At 70.6% G+C, this 15,911-nt stretch carries 19 protein-coding genes; 8 read left to right on the top strand and 11 right to left on the bottom strand.

The genetic code is table 11. The features are described 5' to 3' along the window. Nucleotides 1-48: 48 nt before the first annotated feature. Nucleotides 49-858 carry a Cof-type HAD-IIB family hydrolase gene (locus tag ACIPYT_RS02900; RefSeq protein WP_401070470.1) on the bottom strand — a complete coding sequence of 270 codons (810 nt, stop codon included), beginning with the start codon at nt 856-858 and terminating at the stop codon, nt 49-51. 7 nt (nt 859-865) lie between these two features. Next, the gene (locus tag ACIPYT_RS02895) at nt 866-1,726 is read right to left on the bottom strand and encodes an exodeoxyribonuclease III (protein WP_401070468.1); all 861 of its coding nucleotides are present in this window, start codon (nt 1,724-1,726) and stop codon (nt 866-868) included. Nucleotides 1,727-1,811: 85 nt separating this feature from the next. Between ACIPYT_RS02895 and pyrE the strand changes: the two genes are divergently transcribed. Together pyrE and ACIPYT_RS02885 are read left to right on the top strand one after the other, a co-directional pair. Then, a complete protein-coding gene (gene pyrE / locus ACIPYT_RS02890; protein WP_401070466.1) occupies nt 1,812-2,372 on the top strand; it encodes an orotate phosphoribosyltransferase in 561 nt (186 codons plus the stop codon). Next, nucleotides 2,369-3,271, top strand: a complete 903-nt coding sequence (locus ACIPYT_RS02885; RefSeq protein ID WP_401070464.1) for an ROK family protein — start codon at nt 2,369-2,371, stop codon at nt 3,269-3,271. Before pyrE ends, ACIPYT_RS02885 begins: the two co-directional genes overlap by 4 nt. Before the next feature lie 32 nt (nt 3,272-3,303). Here ACIPYT_RS02885 and ACIPYT_RS02880 read toward each other — a convergent pair whose 3' ends face one another. After that, nucleotides 3,304-3,819 carry a hypothetical protein gene (locus ACIPYT_RS02880; protein WP_401070462.1) on the bottom strand — a complete coding sequence of 172 codons (516 nt, stop codon included), beginning with the start codon at nt 3,817-3,819 and terminating at the stop codon, nt 3,304-3,306. A 212-nt stretch (nt 3,820-4,031) separates the two neighbouring features. Here ACIPYT_RS02880 and ACIPYT_RS02875 point away from each other — a divergent pair, with 212 nt between their 5' ends. Next, the gene (locus tag ACIPYT_RS02875) at nt 4,032-5,198 is read left to right on the top strand and encodes an anhydro-N-acetylmuramic acid kinase (RefSeq protein WP_401070461.1); all 1,167 of its coding nucleotides are present in this window, start codon (nt 4,032-4,034) and stop codon (nt 5,196-5,198) included. Nucleotides 5,199-5,223: 25 nt separating this feature from the next. Here ACIPYT_RS02875 and ACIPYT_RS02870 read toward each other — a convergent pair whose 3' ends face one another. Genes ACIPYT_RS02870 through ACIPYT_RS02845 form a run of 6 tightly spaced genes read right to left on the bottom strand, consistent with a single transcriptional unit; the run spans nt 5,224 to nt 9,149 of the window. Beyond that, nucleotides 5,224-5,391 (bottom strand): hypothetical protein, encoded by a 168-nt coding sequence (locus ACIPYT_RS02870; protein ID WP_401070459.1) that lies wholly within the window; start codon nt 5,389-5,391, stop codon nt 5,224-5,226. After that, on the bottom strand, nt 5,388-5,957 hold the full coding sequence (locus tag ACIPYT_RS02865; RefSeq protein ID WP_401070457.1) for a YdeI family protein: 570 nt from the start codon (nt 5,955-5,957) through the stop codon (nt 5,388-5,390). Before ACIPYT_RS02865 ends, ACIPYT_RS02870 begins: the two co-directional genes overlap by 4 nt. A 14-nt stretch (nt 5,958-5,971) precedes the next feature. Beyond that, entirely contained in the window at nt 5,972-6,781 is an 810-nt protein-coding gene (locus ACIPYT_RS02860) for an HAD-IIA family hydrolase (RefSeq protein WP_401070456.1), read from the bottom strand. Between the two features lie 52 nt (nt 6,782-6,833). Continuing rightward, nucleotides 6,834-7,466, bottom strand: a complete 633-nt coding sequence (locus ACIPYT_RS02855) for a metal-dependent transcriptional regulator (RefSeq protein ID WP_401070454.1) — start codon at nt 7,464-7,466, stop codon at nt 6,834-6,836. 60 nt (nt 7,467-7,526) lie between these two features. Next, nucleotides 7,527-7,826 (bottom strand): hypothetical protein, encoded by a 300-nt coding sequence (locus tag ACIPYT_RS02850; RefSeq protein ID WP_401070453.1) that lies wholly within the window; start codon nt 7,824-7,826, stop codon nt 7,527-7,529. A gap of 39 nt (nt 7,827-7,865) precedes the next feature. After that, complete coding sequence (locus tag ACIPYT_RS02845) at nt 7,866-9,149, bottom strand: Nramp family divalent metal transporter (protein ID WP_401070451.1); 1,284 nt, start codon at nt 9,147-9,149, stop codon at nt 7,866-7,868. A 69-nt stretch (nt 9,150-9,218) separates the two neighbouring features. On the opposite strand from ACIPYT_RS02845, the gene ACIPYT_RS02840 reads away from it, so the two are divergent. Further along, nucleotides 9,219-9,872: a TrmH family RNA methyltransferase gene (locus ACIPYT_RS02840; protein ID WP_401070448.1), complete on the top strand. Its 654-nt coding sequence runs from the start codon at nt 9,219-9,221 to the stop codon at nt 9,870-9,872. 53 nt (nt 9,873-9,925) lie between these two features. Here the strand turns inward: ACIPYT_RS02840 and ACIPYT_RS02835 are convergent, their stop codons facing one another. Both ACIPYT_RS02835 and ACIPYT_RS02830 read right to left on the bottom strand, forming a co-directional pair. After that, a complete protein-coding gene (locus ACIPYT_RS02835) occupies nt 9,926-10,171 on the bottom strand; it encodes a hypothetical protein (RefSeq protein ID WP_401070447.1) in 246 nt (81 codons plus the stop codon). Between the two features lie 146 nt (nt 10,172-10,317). Continuing rightward, a complete protein-coding gene (locus tag ACIPYT_RS02830; protein WP_401070445.1) occupies nt 10,318-11,637 on the bottom strand; it encodes an MATE family efflux transporter in 1,320 nt (439 codons plus the stop codon). A 94-nt stretch (nt 11,638-11,731) separates the two neighbouring features. On the opposite strand from ACIPYT_RS02830, the gene ACIPYT_RS02825 reads away from it, so the two are divergent. The 4 genes from ACIPYT_RS02825 to ACIPYT_RS02810 all read left to right on the top strand — a co-directional run bounded on the left by ACIPYT_RS02825 (nt 11,732) and on the right by ACIPYT_RS02810 (nt 15,901). Then, complete coding sequence (locus tag ACIPYT_RS02825) at nt 11,732-12,304, top strand: DUF1992 domain-containing protein (protein WP_401070443.1); 573 nt, start codon at nt 11,732-11,734, stop codon at nt 12,302-12,304. Nucleotides 12,305-12,423: 119 nt separating this feature from the next. Next, nucleotides 12,424-14,388 carry a M13 family metallopeptidase gene (locus ACIPYT_RS02820; RefSeq protein ID WP_401070441.1) on the top strand — a complete coding sequence of 655 codons (1,965 nt, stop codon included), beginning with the start codon at nt 12,424-12,426 and terminating at the stop codon, nt 14,386-14,388. Nucleotides 14,389-14,612: 224 nt separating this feature from the next. Continuing rightward, on the top strand, nt 14,613-15,503 hold the full coding sequence (locus tag ACIPYT_RS02815; protein WP_401074725.1) for a serine hydrolase: 891 nt from the start codon (nt 14,613-14,615) through the stop codon (nt 15,501-15,503). Between the two features lie 2 nt (nt 15,504-15,505). Beyond that, entirely contained in the window at nt 15,506-15,901 is a 396-nt protein-coding gene (locus ACIPYT_RS02810; RefSeq protein WP_401070439.1) for a hypothetical protein, read from the top strand. Nucleotides 15,902-15,911 lie beyond the last annotated feature (10 nt).

Genomic DNA, 15,911 nt, shown 5'->3' with positions numbered 1-15,911 from the left:
GAACCCGGTCGTCCCCCTGGGGCGGCCGGGTTCTTCGTCTTCTCGGACTCAGTTCAGCATCCGCTCGATGACCCGCGCGACCCCGTCGTCGTCGTTCGAGGCGGTGGTCTCGTCGGCGGCGGCCTTCACGGCATCCTCGGCGTTCGCCATCGCGACGCCGTGACCGGCCCAGTGCAGCATCTCGACGTCGTTGAGCGCGTCGCCGAACGCCACGACGTCGGCCCGGTCGATGTCGAGATGCTCGCACAGGCGCGCGAGGCCCGTGGCCTTCGTGACGCCCTCGGCCATGACCTCCACGAACGGCGCCCCCGAGAGCGTCGCCTCGAAGCCGGCGAGACCCAGCGCACGCAGCGCCTCGAAGACGGCGGGAGGTGCGAGCTCGGGATGCCGGATCACGAGCTTCAGACTGGGGGCGTCGAGTACGCGATCCAGCGCGACGCCGCCCATCGTGCGCGGGTCGCGCTTATGGTCGGTCATATCGGCGATCTCGGCGTATCCGTGCTGGGCCACGAAGGTCTCGCCGCCCTCGCGCACGCTCGCGAACAGCAGATCGGGAATGCTCTCGCGCAGCGCCGCAGCCAGGGTGCGGATCGTGTCGGCGGGCAGCTCCTCGGCGAACAGCATCCGTCCGTCGGCGAGGTGCGTGGCGAAGGCGCCGTTGCTGCACAGCGCCCAGCCGTCGAACCCCGCGCCGCCGGCGATCGCGCGCAGACCGATCGGCTGCCGCGCCGTCACGGGCACGACGTGGATGCCGCGGGCGCGCGCCGCGTCCAGCGCCGCGCGCGTGCGCGGACTGACGTCGACCGCGGAGGTGAGGAGAGTGCCGTCGAGGTCGGTCGCGATCAGGCGGAGCGTCACGAGACTCTCAGGAGAAGATCATCGGGAGGTCGTCGTCGTCCTCGGCCGCGCCCGTGCCGAGGCGGCTGTCGTCGATCTCGACGAGCACCGGCACGTGATCGCTGGGCTGCTCGCCCTTGCGCTCGTCGCGGTGGATGGAGGCGGCGGTCACGGCATCCGCCAACGTCGACGAACCGAGCACGAAGTCGATGCGCACACCCTCGTTGCGCGGGAACTTGAGGCGCTGGTAGTCCCAGTAGGTGAACCCCTCGGGGATCAGCGGGCGCACGACGTCGCTGAGTCCGGCGTCGGCGAGAGAGAAGAACGCCTGGCGCTCTTCGGGAGAGACGTGCGTCGAGACGCCTTCGACGATGTCGGGGTCGCCGTTGTCCTTGTCGAAGGGGATGATGTTGAAGTCGCCGACCAGGGCGAGAGGCAGCTCGGGGTTCGCGGCGAGCTCGGCGGCGGTCGCCGTCTTGAGCGCCTCGAGCCAGTGCAGCTTGTAGGCCAGGTGCGGATCGCCCAGCGCACGGCCGTTCGGCACGTAGAGGCTCCACACGCGCACGCCGCCCACCATGGCGCCCAGTGCCCGCGCCTCGAGCGGAGCGTCGGGACCCTCGTGACCCTTGGCGAAGCCCGGCATCCCGTCGAAGGAGGTGCGCACGTCGGTGACGGGCAGGCGGCTCGCGATCGCGACGCCGTTCCACTGGTTCAGGCCGTGCACCTCGACGTGATACCCGGCCTCTTCGAACGGCCCGTACGGGAACTGCTCGGGCTTGCACTTGATCTCCTGCATCGCCAGCACGTCGACGTCTTCGCGCACGGCGAACTCGACGGTGCGGGTGACACGGGTGCGGATGGAGTTGACGTTCCAGGTGGCCAAGCGCATGCGTCCAGCCTAGTTGCGGGTACCGACACCGGATTCCGCGCGACATCTGCGGGGGATGCGGTCGGCGCCTCCTACACTGGAAGCCGTGACCGCACTCGACGCAGACCGCCAGACACTCCTCGACCTCATCAAGGATGAGGCCGTGTTCCACGGGGACTTCACCCTCTCCAGCGGCAAGCAGGCGACGTACTACGTCGACATGCGCAAACTCACGCTCGACCATCGCGCGGCTCCTGCGATCGGCCGCATCATGCTCGACCTCATCGCCGACCTCGACGCGGTGGCGGTCGGCGGGCTCACGCTCGGCGCCGATCCGATCGCCAACTCGGTGCTGCACGCCTCCGTCGCGACCGAGCGTCCTCTCGACGCGTTCGTCGTGCGCAAGGAGCCGAAGGACCACGGCCGCGGACGTCAGATCGAGGGCGCCGACGTCAAGGGCAAGCGCGTCGTCGTGCTCGAGGACACCTCGACCACCGGCCAGTCGGCGCTCAAGGCCGTCGAAGCCCTTCGCAAGGAGGGCGCCGAGATCGTCGCGGTCGCCGTGATCGTCGACCGCAAGACCGGCGCGCAGGCCGCGATCGAGGCGGAGGGCCTGGAATGGCGCGCCGCCTTCGATCTCGACGACCTCGGACTCGACCCGCAGTGACCCGGTACGCCCTGGCCGTCGACGTCGGCGGCACCAAGATGGAGGCCGCGCTCGTGAGCGAGCACGGCGTGCTCGTCGACGGCAGCCGTTCGCGGCAGCCCACCGGCCGCGAGGCGACGTTCGAGTCGCTCGACCGCGGCGTCGCCGCCGTGGTCGCGCACGCGCTCGCCGCGCTCCCCGAGGATGCCGAGCTCGTCGGTGCCGGTGCGGGCAGCGCCGGTCCTATCGAGCGGTCGGCCGGAGCGATCGTGCCCGTCAACATGCCCCTCGCCCGTGGTTTCGGGCTCGCGGAGTCGGTGCGGGCGAGCGCCTCGGCCGTTCTCGGCCGCGAAGTGCCGACCGTGCTCGGCCATGACGGCGGCGCCCTCGCGCTCGCGGAGTCGTGGCTCGGCGCGACGCAGGGCGCCGGCGCCTCGCTGTCGATCGTGGTGTCGACCGGCGTCGGCGGCGGCTTCGTCGTGAACGGTGCGTACATCCCCGGTGCGACCGGCAACGCCGGGCATCTGGGGCAGGTGCGTCGCGAGGGCGGTCTGACGCTCGAGGAGGTCGCCTCGGGCCCCGCCAGCGCCGCCTGGGCACAGCAGCAGGGATGGGCGGGCGCGACGGGCGAGGATCTCGCGCGAGGCGCGGCATCCGGCGACGAGATCGCGCGCGCCGCGATCGTGCGCTCGGCGACGGCCGTGGGCGAGGCGCTCGCGGATGCCGCCACCCTGGTCGACCTCGACATGGTCGCGATCGGCGGGGGCTTCTCGCGCGTCTCCGACGATTACATCGATCTCGTGCAGGCCGCGCTCACCACGAGCGCCGCGCACGAGTACTCGCGTCGCACGCGCGTCGTGCGCTCAGGGCTGGGCGACGAGGGCCCGCTGATCGGCGCCGCCGCGCTCGTGCTGCGCTGACCCGCTCCCTTGCTCCCGCGTCGGGGTCGGGGTCAGCGCGAGCGCGTGAGCAGATGCGGCAGGGGCCCTTCGAGGCGTGCGACCGCGATCTTGAGCTCGGTGACCTCGTGAGCGAGATTCTCGATCCGGGCGCCGAGGCCGCGGTCGAGGTCGTCGGTGCGGGTGCCGATCTTGATGTCGAGGTCGTCGGTGCGGGTGCCGATCTTGATGTCGAGGGCGTCGATCCGGGCGCCGAGGCTGCGGTCGAGGTCGTTGGTGCGTGTGTCGATCTTGAGGTCGAGCGCGTCGATCCGGGCGCCGAGGCTGCGGTCGAGGTCGTTGGTGCGTGTGTCGATCTTGAGGTCGAGCGCGTCGATCCGGGCACTGAGCCTGTGGTCGAGATCGTCGATCCGCGCGCCGACTCTCTGCTCGACCGCATCCAGTCTCAGATCCACGGCATCCGTCCGTCGCACGCACCAGGCGAAGCCGAGGAACATGCTCGTGCCCAGAGTCAGCACGATGCCGACCGCGCTGAGCACGACGGCGACGATCTCTGCGGACACGAACATGCTCCCATTCTGACGCGGCGGGGTGGGTTGCGCAGAATGCTAGTCGCGGGATCGACGCGATCGCGTGCCAGGCGTCGGGGACGGGCGGTTGCTGTGGAGAACCGGACCCAACCAGGAGGTTGTGAAGGAGAGATCTCACGGTTCCGTCTGCATCCCTAACAAATCACACGTAGGCTCGGAGTCGACACCCACCACCGCGGGAAGGACTCCACATGCGCGTACTCGGACTGCTCTCGGGAACCTCGCACGACGGGATCGACGTCGCGGTCGTCGACTTCCGTGAGACGGATGGTGCGCTGCACGGCACGGCCCTGCACGAGGACAGCGTGCCTTACGAGCCGGCGCTCCGCGCGAGACTGATCGCCGCGCTCCCGCCCGCACAGACCACGTTCGCCGAGATGTGCGAGCTCGACACCCTGATCGGCCAGGCGTTCGCCGAGGTCGCCCACGCCGCGGCCGACGCCGTCGGGGGAGTGGACGCCGTCTGCACGCACGGGCAGACCGTCTTCCACTGGGTCGACGGCGGTCACGCGCGGGGCACGCTGCAGATCGGACAGCCCGCGTGGATCGCCGAACGCGTCGGAACGCCGGTCGTCTCCGACGTGCGCATCCGCGACATCACGGCCGGCGGTCATGGCGCCCCGCTCGTGTCGTACCTCGACGAGCTCCTGCTCCGCGGCCGTGCCGGGGTCTCCGCCGCGGTGAACCTCGGCGGCATCGCGAACATGACGGTCGTCGGCCCCGAGGGCCTGGTCGCCTACGACATCGGGCCCGCGAACGCCCTCGTCGACGCGGTCGTCGTCGCGGAGGGACTGAACGACCGGGGCTACGACGCGGATGCCGCGATCGCGCGCACCGGCGTGGTCGACGACGCCCTCCTCGCCGCGTTCCTGGCCGACCCGTACTACGCGCTCCCGGCGCCGAAGAGCACGGGCAAGGAGCACTTCCACCTCGACTACGTGCGCGCCCACGTCGATGCGGCGCGGCGTGACGGCCGCGAGATCTCCGCGCCCGACCTCGTCCGCACGCTCACCGAGCTCACGGTGCGCACGGTCGCGCGCGACGTCGCCGCGGCCGGCATCCGATTCCTCGCCGTGTCGGGCGGCGGCTGCCACAACCCGCTGATCCTGCAGGGTCTGCGCGACGCGCTCCCCGACGTCGAGATCGCGCTCGCCGACGAACTCGGCGCCCCGGTCGACAGCAAGGAGGCGATCCTCTTCGCGCTGATCGGCTGGTGCACGATGCACGGCGTCGCCGCCGTCACGGCGGGCGGGACCGGGGCGCGGGAGCCGCGCATCCTCGGGACGATCACGCCGGGCGCGGGACCGCTGCGGATGCCGGAGCCCGTCGCGTCCGTGCGGAGCCTGACGCTGAGCTGAGATCTCGGAGTGACCGGGACGCCGCTCAGCGCTTGCGGTCGTCGTCGTCCCAGGGCCCTTCCCACCAGCCGGCGCGACCGTCGTCATCGCCGGGACCGCGGCGCCGACCGCGCACGAACTGCACGACGATGATCGTCAGCGAGCTCAGGCCGATGAGGATGAGAACGAGGAACAGCAGGTCTGACTGGTTCACGGGCGCTTCCCCTCCGCGGCATCCGCCACGATCTTCGCGATGCGAGCCGTCGTCGTCTCGGGGCGCTTGGCCATGGCGATATGGGTGAGGCCGAACTTCTTCACCGACTTCGGGAAGGCGTCCCAGTGCTCGCGTGCCGCCGGCACGGCATCCAGCGCCGCGGTGAGCTCGGGAGGCTCGATACCGGCCTCCGGCCCGTCGAGAACGGTCCACGACCCGTTCGCCTTCGCGGTCTCGAGCACGCGGATGCCGGCCGGGGCCAGGAGCCCGGCGGCCTCGAGCTCGGCGATCCGCACCTTGTTGGTCGCGGCCCAGCCGCTGCCAGGGCGACGCGGCGAGAACCACTGCCCGACCGTGGTGTCGTCGAAGGTCCGCACCGGGCCGTCGATCCAGCCGAAGCACAGCGCCTGTCGCACCGCGTCGTCATAGCCCACGCCGGTCGCGCCGCCACCCCGCACGCTGAGCAGCCAGACACCGGCCGAGCGCTCGTGGTTCTGCTCGAGCCAGGCACGCCAGACCACGGCATCCGCTGCCGAGATCCTCTCGCCGTCGTCGAGGGCGCCCATCGTCCGTGTCTCCGTCAGTCCTCGTCGAGCGTGGGGATCGACTCCGTCACGGTGGGGAGGAGGTCTGCCACCGAATCGACGATCTCGTCGGGGCGGAACGGGTACTTCTCGATCTCGGTCTGGTCGCTGATGCCGGTCATCACGAGCACGGTGTGCAGGCCGGCCTCGATGCCCGCGACGATGTCGGTGTCCATCCGGTCGCCGATCATCCCGGTCTTCTTGGAGTGCGCGCCGATCTTGTTCAGCGCCGAGCGGAACATCATCGGGTTCGGCTTGCCGACCACGTAGGGCTCCTTGCCCGTGGCCTTCGTGATCAGGGCGGCGATCGCGCCGGTGGCCGGCAGCACGCCGTCGGAAGAGGGGCCGGTGGCATCGGGGTTCGTGACGATGAAGCGCGAGCCGTTGATGATGTGCCGGATCGCCTTCGTGATCGCCTCGAAGGAGTAGTTGCGCGTCTCGCCGACCACGACGAAGTCGGGATTCGTCTCGGTCATGATGAACCCCGCCTCGTGCAGGGCCGTGAGGATGCCGGCCTCGCCGATCACGAACGCGGAGCCGCCCGGCAGCTGCTGCTTGAGGAAGTCGGCGGTCGCGAGAGCGGAGGTCCAGATCCGCTCCTCCGGCACGATCAGGCCGCTCGCGCGCAGTCGGGCCGACAGGTCGCGTGCCGTGAAGATCGAGTTGTTCGTGAGCACGAGGTAGGGGATCTCGTTCTGCTCCCAGCCCGCGAGCATCTCGGACGCGCCGGGGATGGCGGTGTTCTCATGCACGAGAACGCCGTCCATGTCGGTCAGCCAGCACTCGATGTCGTCGCGGTGTCCCATGTGCTCAGCGTACTGGTCGCGTGTTGCCGGGAGGTGACGGGGTCGCGTGGCCCTAGGCCGACAACCAGACCACGTCGGCGGCGCCCTCCGGGAGGTCGGCGGGCTCGCCGTCGAGGATCATGCCCTCGGCGGAGACCGTGACCACGACGGCGACCACGAGTCCCAGCGCGTCGAGGGCGCGGAGCAGGTCGGGGTCGCGGTCGTCGACCCGCAGGACCCGGCCGCTGTGCCCGGCGGGGGCGTCGGCCAGGAGCACGAACGGTTCGCGCTCCACACGGCCGTCGGCATCGGGGATCGCATCGCCGTGCGGGTCGAAGCGCGGACGGCCCAGGCGCTCGTCGATGCCCTCGAGCAGTCGATCGCTGATGGTGTGCTCGAGCACCTCGGCTTCGTCGTGCACCTCGTCCCACCCGTACCCGAACTCGCGCACGAGCCAGGTCTCGACGAGGCGATGACGCCGCACCATCGCGAGGGCGCGTGCGGTGCCGGCGTCCGTGAGGCGCACGGCGCCGTAGGGCACGTGCGAGACGAGTCCGGCGGCCGCGAGCTTCTTCACCATCTCGGTGACCGACGACGGCGCGATGCCGAGTTTGCCCGCCAGGACCGACGGGGTGATCGGCGCATCCTGCCACTCGGTGTGCGCGTAGACGGTCTTGAGGTAGTCGTCTGCTGCCGGGGATGCCACGGTTCCAGCTTAGGCGAGCCTGACTCCGGCGTCGTTCCCGTTGTCTCTGTTCCCGATTTCTCAGTTCGCGACGTCGACGAGGATGCCGAATGCGACCTGCCCCGCGAAGAACACGACGAGGAAGCCGAGCAGTGCGGCGAAGAGCGACAGGCGACCGTCGAAACCCTCGACCTCGGCGATGCCGATCTTGCGAGCGCGGAACGCGAGCACGAGTGTCGCGAGGCCGAGTCCGAGCTGTACCCACGGACCGCCGACCGGCAGGACCGTCGGGAACGCGACGAGCAGTCCGCCGATCACTCCGGCCGCGACCCCGATCAAGGTGAGGATGCGGACGGTGCGGCGCGCGGGATCGGCAGACATGACTCCGAGCCTAATCGGCGCGCGCTCCCCGTCGCGTCGTCAGGCCCCCGTGAACACGAGCCACAGCAATGCGGCGTTGAGTGCGATCAGCAGCACGGAGGCGACGACGCCGGCAGCGGTGGTCCAGGTGCGGTTCGCCCACACGCCGAGCGTGCGGCGCTGCGCGGTGAGCGCCACGAGCGGGATGAGCGCGAACGGGATGCCGAACGACAGCACGACCTGGCTGAGCACGAGCGCCAGTGTGGGGTCGACGCCGAGACCGAGGATGAGCAGCGCCGGGATCAGGGTCACCAGGCGGCGGGCGAGCACGGGGATGCGGATGCGCAGCAGGCCGTGCATGATCTCGGCTCCGGCGTAGGCGCCGACCGAGGTCGACGCGAGCCCCGAGGCGAGCAGGCCGACCGCGAAGAACGTCGCGACGACCGGACCGAGCCCTGCGGCGAGGGCGGCATGTGCTCCCTCGAGCGAGTCGGTGCCGTCGACGCCGGCGAGGTTGGCGGCGGCGAGCAGCAGGATCGCGAGGTTCACGGACCCGGCGATGATCATCGCGATCGAGACGTCCCAACGCGTCGCGGAGAGCAGTCTGCGGATGCGGGAGGTCTCGGTGCGGGCGGTCTCGTCGTCCGTGTCGGGCGCGGTGGCGCCGAAACGGTCGCGGGCGAGCGAGGAGTGCGCGTAGATCGCGTGCGGCATGATCGTGGCGCCGAGGACCGAGGCGGCGAGGAGCACCGAACCGGTGTCCTGGAAGCGGGGCACCAGGCCGCCGACGATGCCGGCCGGGTCGGGTGGGGCGATGAACAGCCCGGCGACGAAGCCGATCGTGATGATCGCCATGAGCCCGATGATCACGAACTCGAACGGTCGTGGACCGCGGCGGCTCTGCACCAGGAGGATGCCGATCGACACGGCGCCGGTGATGAGGCCGCCGAGCAGCAGCGGGATGTCGAACAGCAGGTACAGGGCCACGGCCCCGCCGATGACCTCGGCGATGTCGGTGGCCATCGCGACGAGCTCGGCCTGCAGCCAGTACGCGCGGCGCGCCCAGGGGCGGCGCAGGCGCTGGCCGAGGACCTCGGGGAGGCTCTGCCCGGTGACGACGCCGAGCTTGGCGGACAGGTACTGGATGAGCCAGGCCATGACGTTGCCGGCCACGACGACCCACACCAGCAGGTAGCCGTACTGCGCGCCCGCCGTCATGTTGCTGGCCACGTTGCCCGGATCGAGGTAGGCGACGCCCGCGACGAGAGCAGGGCCGAGCAGCCACAGGCTGCGGGGCGGGGTCGTCCGAGGCGCCGGCGCCTCGATCACGGAATTTTTAGGCATGCCGAAATCGTAGCGGATATTTCGGCGTACCTAAATCCCTCGTCCGCGCTCGGTGGATAGCCTGACGGGATGGATCCGCAGACCGCCGGCGAGCCGGACGACGGCACACCCGCGCAGCCGACTCACGGGGTGGGCCCGTGGCCCGGCGGCGAGGCTGCGTGGCCGACGGATGCCCACTACGACCGCGCACTCCTCGCCGGGGGCGACACTCGCAACGTGGTCGATCGCTACCGCTACTGGCGCATGGACGCGATCATCGCCGACCTCGACAAGCGTCGGCATCCGTTCCATGTCGCGATCGAGAACTGGCAGCACGACATGAACATCGGCTCGATCGTGCGCAGCGCCAACGCCTTCCTCGCCGACACCGTGCACATCATCGGTCGTCGACGGTGGAACAGGCGGGGCGCCATGGTCACGGATCGGTACCAGCACGTCGTGCATCACGAGGACGTCGCCGGTTTCGCGCAGTGGGCGGCGGGCGAGGGGATCGCCGTGATCGCCGTCGACAACGTCGACGGGGCCGTGCCGGTCGACCGTGCCGACCTGCCGGAGCGCTGCGTGCTGCTGTTCGGTCAGGAGGGGCCGGGGCTGTCGGAGGAGGCGCTCGCCGCGGCGTCGGGGCACATCGAGATCACCCAGTACGGCTCGACGCGGTCGATCAACGCGAGCGCTGCGGCGGCCGTGATCATGTACGAATGGTGCCGGAGGTATGCCGGCTGAGGATGACCGCACGCTGAGGACTCACGCAGGTCGACGTCGCCGGCGCCGCGCCGTCAGCCGCGGTCGATGCCGAACAGGTGCCGGTAGATCGCGTTGACGTCACGATCCAGGTGATCGATGCGTCCGTGCACGGCGCGGATCTCGGTCCGCACGCTCGCGAACTCGCTCCGCATCTCCATGCGCACGCTCGCGAACTCGGTCTTCATGACGTGCATGAACGACGTCAGGACGATCGTGATCATTCCGCATATCCCCGCGGCGAACACGCCGACCAGCGTCCATACCTGTGGTTCGTTCATCCCCAGCATCCCTTCAGTGTCCGACGAGCATGACGGAGTGCGCCAGGGGTCTGTGGTGCTGTATTCCGGGAAACATCCGGGATCGGGGAGAACGTCGTCGCGCACGACGGTTGTGGAGAGGAGCCGCCGCGCGAGCCGCCGCGGCGTCAGGCGCCCGCGGTGACCCAGCGCCCTGAGCGGACGCGCCAGCCGAGCGTCGCGAGCCGCGCGAGCAGGTAGACGCCGAAGAACGCCACCGCGAGCCACACGAGCCCCGGCGCCGCGTCGACCCCGCTCGCCGCGATGATCCATAGCGCGGGCAGGAACGGCACGAGATTCAGCCCTCCCGCGATCGCGAGGTACCGGGCGTCGTCGGCTCCCATGAGCACGCCGTCGAGCACGAACACGACGCCGGCGATCGGCTGGGCGACGGCGAGGATCAGCAGCGCGGGTTGTACGAGCGCCGCGATCGCGGGGTCGCCCGTGAAGACGATGCCGAGCACGCCCGACAGCGCGGCGATGATCGCGCCCACGATCACACCGAACCACACGCCCCACGCCACGGTGCGCCGCAGCACGCGATGCACCTGCCGTTCGTCTCCCGCCCCCAGCTCCTTGCCGATCAGGGCCTGCGCCGCGATCGCGAGCGCGTCGAGGGCGAACGCGGCTGCGGAGAAGATCGTGAACACGATCTGCCAGCCGGCGAGCTCCGAGGTGCCGATGCCGGTCGCCACCGCCACGGTCGCGAGCAGTGCGACACGCAGGCTGACCGTGCGCAGGAACAGCCAGCCACCCGAGCGCGCCGTGCGGCCGAGGCCCTCCCGCTGCACGCGGAGCGAGGCGCGATGGCGGGCGGCCAGCCGACGCACCACGAGCACGTACGCGCCGACCATCCCCCACTGCGCGACGACCGTTCCCGCCGCCGACCCCGCGATGCCCCAGCCGAAGCCGTAGATGAAGAGCACGTTGAGCAGCGCGTTCGCGCCGAACCCGAGCCCGGCGATCCACAACGGCGTCACCGTGTCCTGCATCCCGCGGAGCAGACCGGTCGCCGCGAACACGATGAGCATCGCAGGCAGGCCCCACATCGAGACGACGAGGTACGCGTTCGCCTCGACGGCCACGGCCTCGCTCGCCCCGAAGAGCGACACCAGCCAGGGCGAGGACGCCGCGCCGGCGGCCGCGAGCACAGCGCCGAGCGCAAGCGCCAACCACATCCCGTTGACGCCGACCGACACCGCGTCGCCCGGGCGTCCGGCACCGAAATGACGCGCCACCGCCGGGGTCGTCGAGTAGGCGAGGAACACCATGAGGCCGACCACGGTCTGCAGCACCGCGCCCGCGATGCCGAGCCCGGCGAGCGGGGTCGTGCCGAGGTGGCCGATGAGGGCCGCATCGACGATGAGGAACGCCGGCTCCGCGATCAACGCACCGAGAGCGGGCACCGCGAGACGGAGGATCTCACGGTTGAGGGGGCGCTCGGTCATCCTCCGAGCCTATGGGCTGGTGCCGACACCCGCCTCGCGGCCGCGGCGTAGGGTGGGAGCACGGGCAGGGTCGAGGATGCCACGGAGGTGCGTCATGACAGATCCCCGGGAGGTCGCCGCGCGGTATCGCTCGCGGCAGCGCACGCGCGATGCGGACGGAGCCGAGGCGCAGGAGACGGAGGACGCCGGCGCGGCGCCCGGCGCCGCCGCGGCCGTGGATCGGGCCGCCTACATCGAGACCGCGATCCAGGTCGCGATCCGGCGCGGGGAGTTCGACGACCTTCCGGGCGCGGGAAAGCCCCTGGAGGGCTTGGGCACGCATCATGATCCCGACTGGTGGATCCGGCGCAAGATCGAGACGGAGAACATCACCGGGCTCGGACCGCCCGCGATCATGCTGCGTGCGGAGGATGCGGGGCTCGGCGCCCGGCTCGACGCCCTCGGCCGCGAGGGGGACGTGCGCGAGGCGCTCGAGGACTTCAACCGGAGGGTGATCGAGGCGCGGCGCCAGTTACAGGGCGGCCCGCCGGTGGTGACCGCCACGCGCGACGTGGAGGCGGAGGTCGTCGCCTGGCGGGAGCGCCGCGAGTCCCGCCGTGCCGCCGCACCGGCGGAGGACGCGTCGCCCCCGCGTCGTCGGCGCTTCGGGCTCGGCCGGCGAGCCTGAGCTCGTTCGCATCCTTCGCCGCCGGATCCGCCCGGTCGACGACCGCCCCGTCCGCCGCCCGTGATCGCCGCGCGCGGAACTCCCGACCCGAATGTCGGACCGCCGCATAGGCTGGTCGCATGACCGACCTGCTTCCCTCCGGCCTCGCGACCACCGAGTTCAGCTCCGACATTCGTCCGCAGGACGACCTGTACCGCCACGTCAACGGCGCGTGGCTCGACCGCACCGAGATCCCGGGCGACAAGGCGCGCTGGGGGTCGTTCCACATGCTCGCCGAGCAGGCCGAGAGCGACGTGCGCACGATCATCGAGGAGTCGCAGGAGGCCGAGCCCGGCACCCTCGCCCGCAAGATCGGCGACCTGTTCGCGAGCTTCATGGACACCGAGCGCATCGCGGCGGCCGGAGCGACTCCGCTCGCCGCGACCCTGGCCGAGATCGACGCGATCGACGGCATCCCCGCCTTCCTCCGCACGGTCGGGGCGTACGACCGTGACGGACGCGCGCACCTGATCGGGCTGTACATCGAGCCCGACCCCGGCAATCCCGAGCGCTATGTGCCGTTCCTGGTGCAGGCCGGGTTGTCGCTGCCCGACGAGAGCTACTACCGCCTCGACACGTTCGAGGGCACGCGGTCGGCGTACCGCGGTCATCTGGAGCGTCTGCTCACGCTCGCAGGCATCCCGGATGCCGCCGACCAGGCGGCGCGCTCGATCGCCCTCGAGACCGAGCTTGCGGCGCATCACTGGGACAACGTGCGCAGCCGCGACGCCGTCGCGACGTACAACCTGAAGAGCTGGGACGAGATCCAGGCGCTGGGCGGCGTCGACCTGACGCCGTGGCGCGAGGCGGTGGCGCCGAGCAACGCGGAGGCGTTCGCGGAGGCCGTGGTGTACCAGCCGAGCTTCCTCGAAGGTCTCGGCACGCTTCTGACGGCCGATCGCCTCGACGACTGGAAGGCCTGGCTGCGTGCGCAGGTCGTGCACGCCGCCGCGCCGTACCTCACCGACGACATCGTGCAGGAGAACTTCTCTTTCTACGGCACCGAGCTCACCGGCGTGCCCACGATCCGCGAGCGCTGGAAGCGCGGCGTCTCGGTGACCGAAGGGGCGCTGGGTGAGGCGATCGGCAAGGTCTACGTCGAGCGGCATTACCCGCCCACGGCCGAGGCGGCTATGGACGAGCTCGTCGCGAACCTCATCGAGGCCTATCGCCGGAGCATCACGACGCTCGAATGGATGACGGCGGAGACGCGCGAGCGCGCCCTCGCGAAGCTCGACGCGTTCACGCCGAAGATCGGGCATCCGGAGGTGTGGCGCGACTACTCGACGCTCGAGATCGATCGCTCCGACCTGTTCGGCAACGTGCGCCGGGCGGCAGTCTTCGAGCACGACCGCAACGTCGACAAGGTCGGCAAGCCGATCGACCGCACGGAGTGGTACATGCCGCCGCAGATGGTCAACGCGTACTACAACCCGCTCATGAACGAGATCGTGTTCCCTGCGGCGATCCTGCAGTACCCGTTCTTCGACGCGGCACGCGACGCGGCCGCGAACTACGGCGGCATCGGTGCTGTGATCGGCCATGAGATCGGCCACGGCTTCGACGACCAGGGCAGCCGGTACGGCGGCGACGGCAAGCTCGACGACTGGTGGACGGATGCCGACCGCTCGGCGTTCGAGGAGCGCACCGCTGCTCTCATCGCGCAGTACGACGCGTTGGTGCCCGAGGGCCTGGACGCCGAGCATCACGTCAACGGCGCGCTCACGATCGGCGAGAACATCGGAGACCTCGGCGGACTGGGCATCGCGCTCAAGGCCTATGAGCTCTCGCTCGACGGCGCCGACGATCCTGTGATCGACGGGTACACCGGCGTGCAGCGTCTGCTGCTCTCGTGGGCCCAGGTGTGGCAGCAGAAGAGCCGCGAGGCCGAGACGCTGCGACTCCTCACGATCGATCCGCACTCGCCGACCGAGTTCCGTTGCAACCAGATCGTGCGCAACATCGATGCGTTCTACGAGGCCTTCGGCGTGACCGAGTCCGACGCGCTGTGGCTGCCCCGCGACGCGCGGGTCACCATCTGGTGAGCGCTCCGACCCGCTGACCGCGGGAGCGCTCCTCACCACGTGGCGGGCGCTCCCGTTTCCCCCGCGTGACGTTCTGATGACCAATCATCGGAGTCTGTGCGGCATCCCCATCACCGGGGGTTACGATATCCGTGCCGCGGGGGTCGAACCCCGTGACTACCCGCCAATCCACACCCCCTTAAGGATCACGCGTGGGCGCTCCCGAGCCTGTCGATGGACCTTCTCTGGCCTCGCTGCGCCGTTCTCAGCGAGCCAGTCGCCGCTTGCCGCGCCGAGCCGCCGCCGGGCGACGATCGTTCACCTCGACGTTGCGGGCGCTCGAGCAGCTCGCGGATGCCGGCGCACAGGTCTCGGTGCACGTCGTCGATCTCGACAGCCATGTGCACGTGCTGTCGGGCGACGATCACGTCACGATGCCGGTCGCGGGTCTCGGCGTCGTCCCGCTGCTGATCGAGGTCGCGGCGGCGTTCGAGTCCGGCGCGCTCGACCCGCTCGAGATCGTCGAGCGCAGCACGGTCGACGCGGTCTCGACCTCGGGGGTCTGGCGGCATCTCCACGCACCGGCGCTTCCGCTCGAGGATCTCGCGGTGCTCGCGGCGACCGCGGGCGACCCGATCGCGGTGAACGCCCTGCTGAAGCGGGTCGGGCACGATCGCGTGCGGCGGCGCATCGAGGACCTGGGTCTGCGCCGCACAGCCGTGCTCGACCGGTTCCGTGACGAACGCGGTCCTGACGACGCCCCGCAGGTCGCCGTCGGGTCGGCGCGCGAGTTTGCCGGCCTGTTCTCGGCCCTCGTGAATTCACAGGTGGTCGACGCTCCCGTCAGCGCCCAGGTCTCGGAGTGGCTGAGCCTCAATCAGGATCTGAGCCTCGTCGCGGCGTCGACCGGCCTCGATCCTTTCGCACACGACCACGATGCGCACGGGCTGCTCTTCATCAACAAGACAGGTCGCGACCGGGGCGTGCGTGCCGAGGCCGGAGTGCTCGCCGGCCCTCGCGCAGGCGTCGGCTACTCCCTGATCGTGTGCTTCGACGACCTCTCGATCACCCACCGCCTGCGCGCCCACGACGCGTTCAGGGTCCTGGGCGTCGAGCTCATGGAATACACGCACTAGTCATGCCCCGAAACGACTGGACGCCCCACCGCCGCGACGACGGTGAGCTCCTCGGCTGGATCCATCCCGTCGGAGACGACTGGGTTCCCGTCGACGTGCTCGGACGCCCCGTGTCGGCGCCGATCGACTGGCTGGACGCCGAGACTGCGCTGGAGGATCACGGCATCGGGTGGCTCGCCGAGCCGTGGATGCTCGAGGGCGAGGCAGACAGCCCGCTGCGTGTGCGGATCCTCGAGGTCACGCCCGACGTCGACGGCTCGCCCGGTCGTATCGTCGTCAAGATCGACGACTTCGGCGATGTGAACCGTCCGCCGACCGACCGCTTCGTGCTGCCGTGGCCGGTGCCGTCGCGTCTGCGTCCGCCGCGTTCCGGTGACCCCGACCCCCGCGTGCTCTGAGCTCGCGGAC

The organism is Microbacterium sp. NPDC089695, from assembly GCF_044749085.1.
Classification (GTDB): domain Bacteria; phylum Actinomycetota; class Actinomycetes; order Actinomycetales; family Microbacteriaceae; genus Microbacterium.
This window is presented reverse-complemented; position numbering and strand designations above follow the sequence as displayed.

Coding starts and splice junctions, on each gene's coding strand:
- ACIPYT_RS02895 (WP_401070468.1), bottom strand. CDS start 1,726: ATGCGCTTGGCCACCTGGAACGTCAACTCCATCCGCACCCGTGTCACC.
- ACIPYT_RS02880 (WP_401070462.1), bottom strand. CDS start 3,819: ATGTTCGTGTCCGCAGAGATCGTCGCCGTCGTGCTCAGCGCGGTCGGC.
- ACIPYT_RS02875 (WP_401070461.1), top strand. CDS start 4,032: ATGCGCGTACTCGGACTGCTCTCGGGAACCTCGCACGACGGGATCGAC.
- ACIPYT_RS02865 (WP_401070457.1), bottom strand. CDS start 5,957: ATGGGCGCCCTCGACGACGGCGAGAGGATCTCGGCAGCGGATGCCGTG.
- ACIPYT_RS02860 (WP_401070456.1), bottom strand. CDS start 6,781: ATGGGACACCGCGACGACATCGAGTGCTGGCTGACCGACATGGACGGC.
- ACIPYT_RS02850 (WP_401070453.1), bottom strand. CDS start 7,826: ATGTCTGCCGATCCCGCGCGCCGCACCGTCCGCATCCTCACCTTGATC.
- ACIPYT_RS02845 (WP_401070451.1), bottom strand. CDS start 9,149: ATGCCTAAAAATTCCGTGATCGAGGCGCCGGCGCCTCGGACGACCCCG.
- ACIPYT_RS02840 (WP_401070448.1), top strand. CDS start 9,219: ATGGATCCGCAGACCGCCGGCGAGCCGGACGACGGCACACCCGCGCAG.
- ACIPYT_RS02835 (WP_401070447.1), bottom strand. CDS start 10,171: ATGAACGAACCACAGGTATGGACGCTGGTCGGCGTGTTCGCCGCGGGG.
- ACIPYT_RS02830 (WP_401070445.1), bottom strand. CDS start 11,637: ATGACCGAGCGCCCCCTCAACCGTGAGATCCTCCGTCTCGCGGTGCCC.
- ACIPYT_RS02825 (WP_401070443.1), top strand. CDS start 11,732: ATGACAGATCCCCGGGAGGTCGCCGCGCGGTATCGCTCGCGGCAGCGC.
- ACIPYT_RS02820 (WP_401070441.1), top strand. CDS start 12,424: ATGACCGACCTGCTTCCCTCCGGCCTCGCGACCACCGAGTTCAGCTCC.
- ACIPYT_RS02810 (WP_401070439.1), top strand. CDS start 15,506: ATGCCCCGAAACGACTGGACGCCCCACCGCCGCGACGACGGTGAGCTC.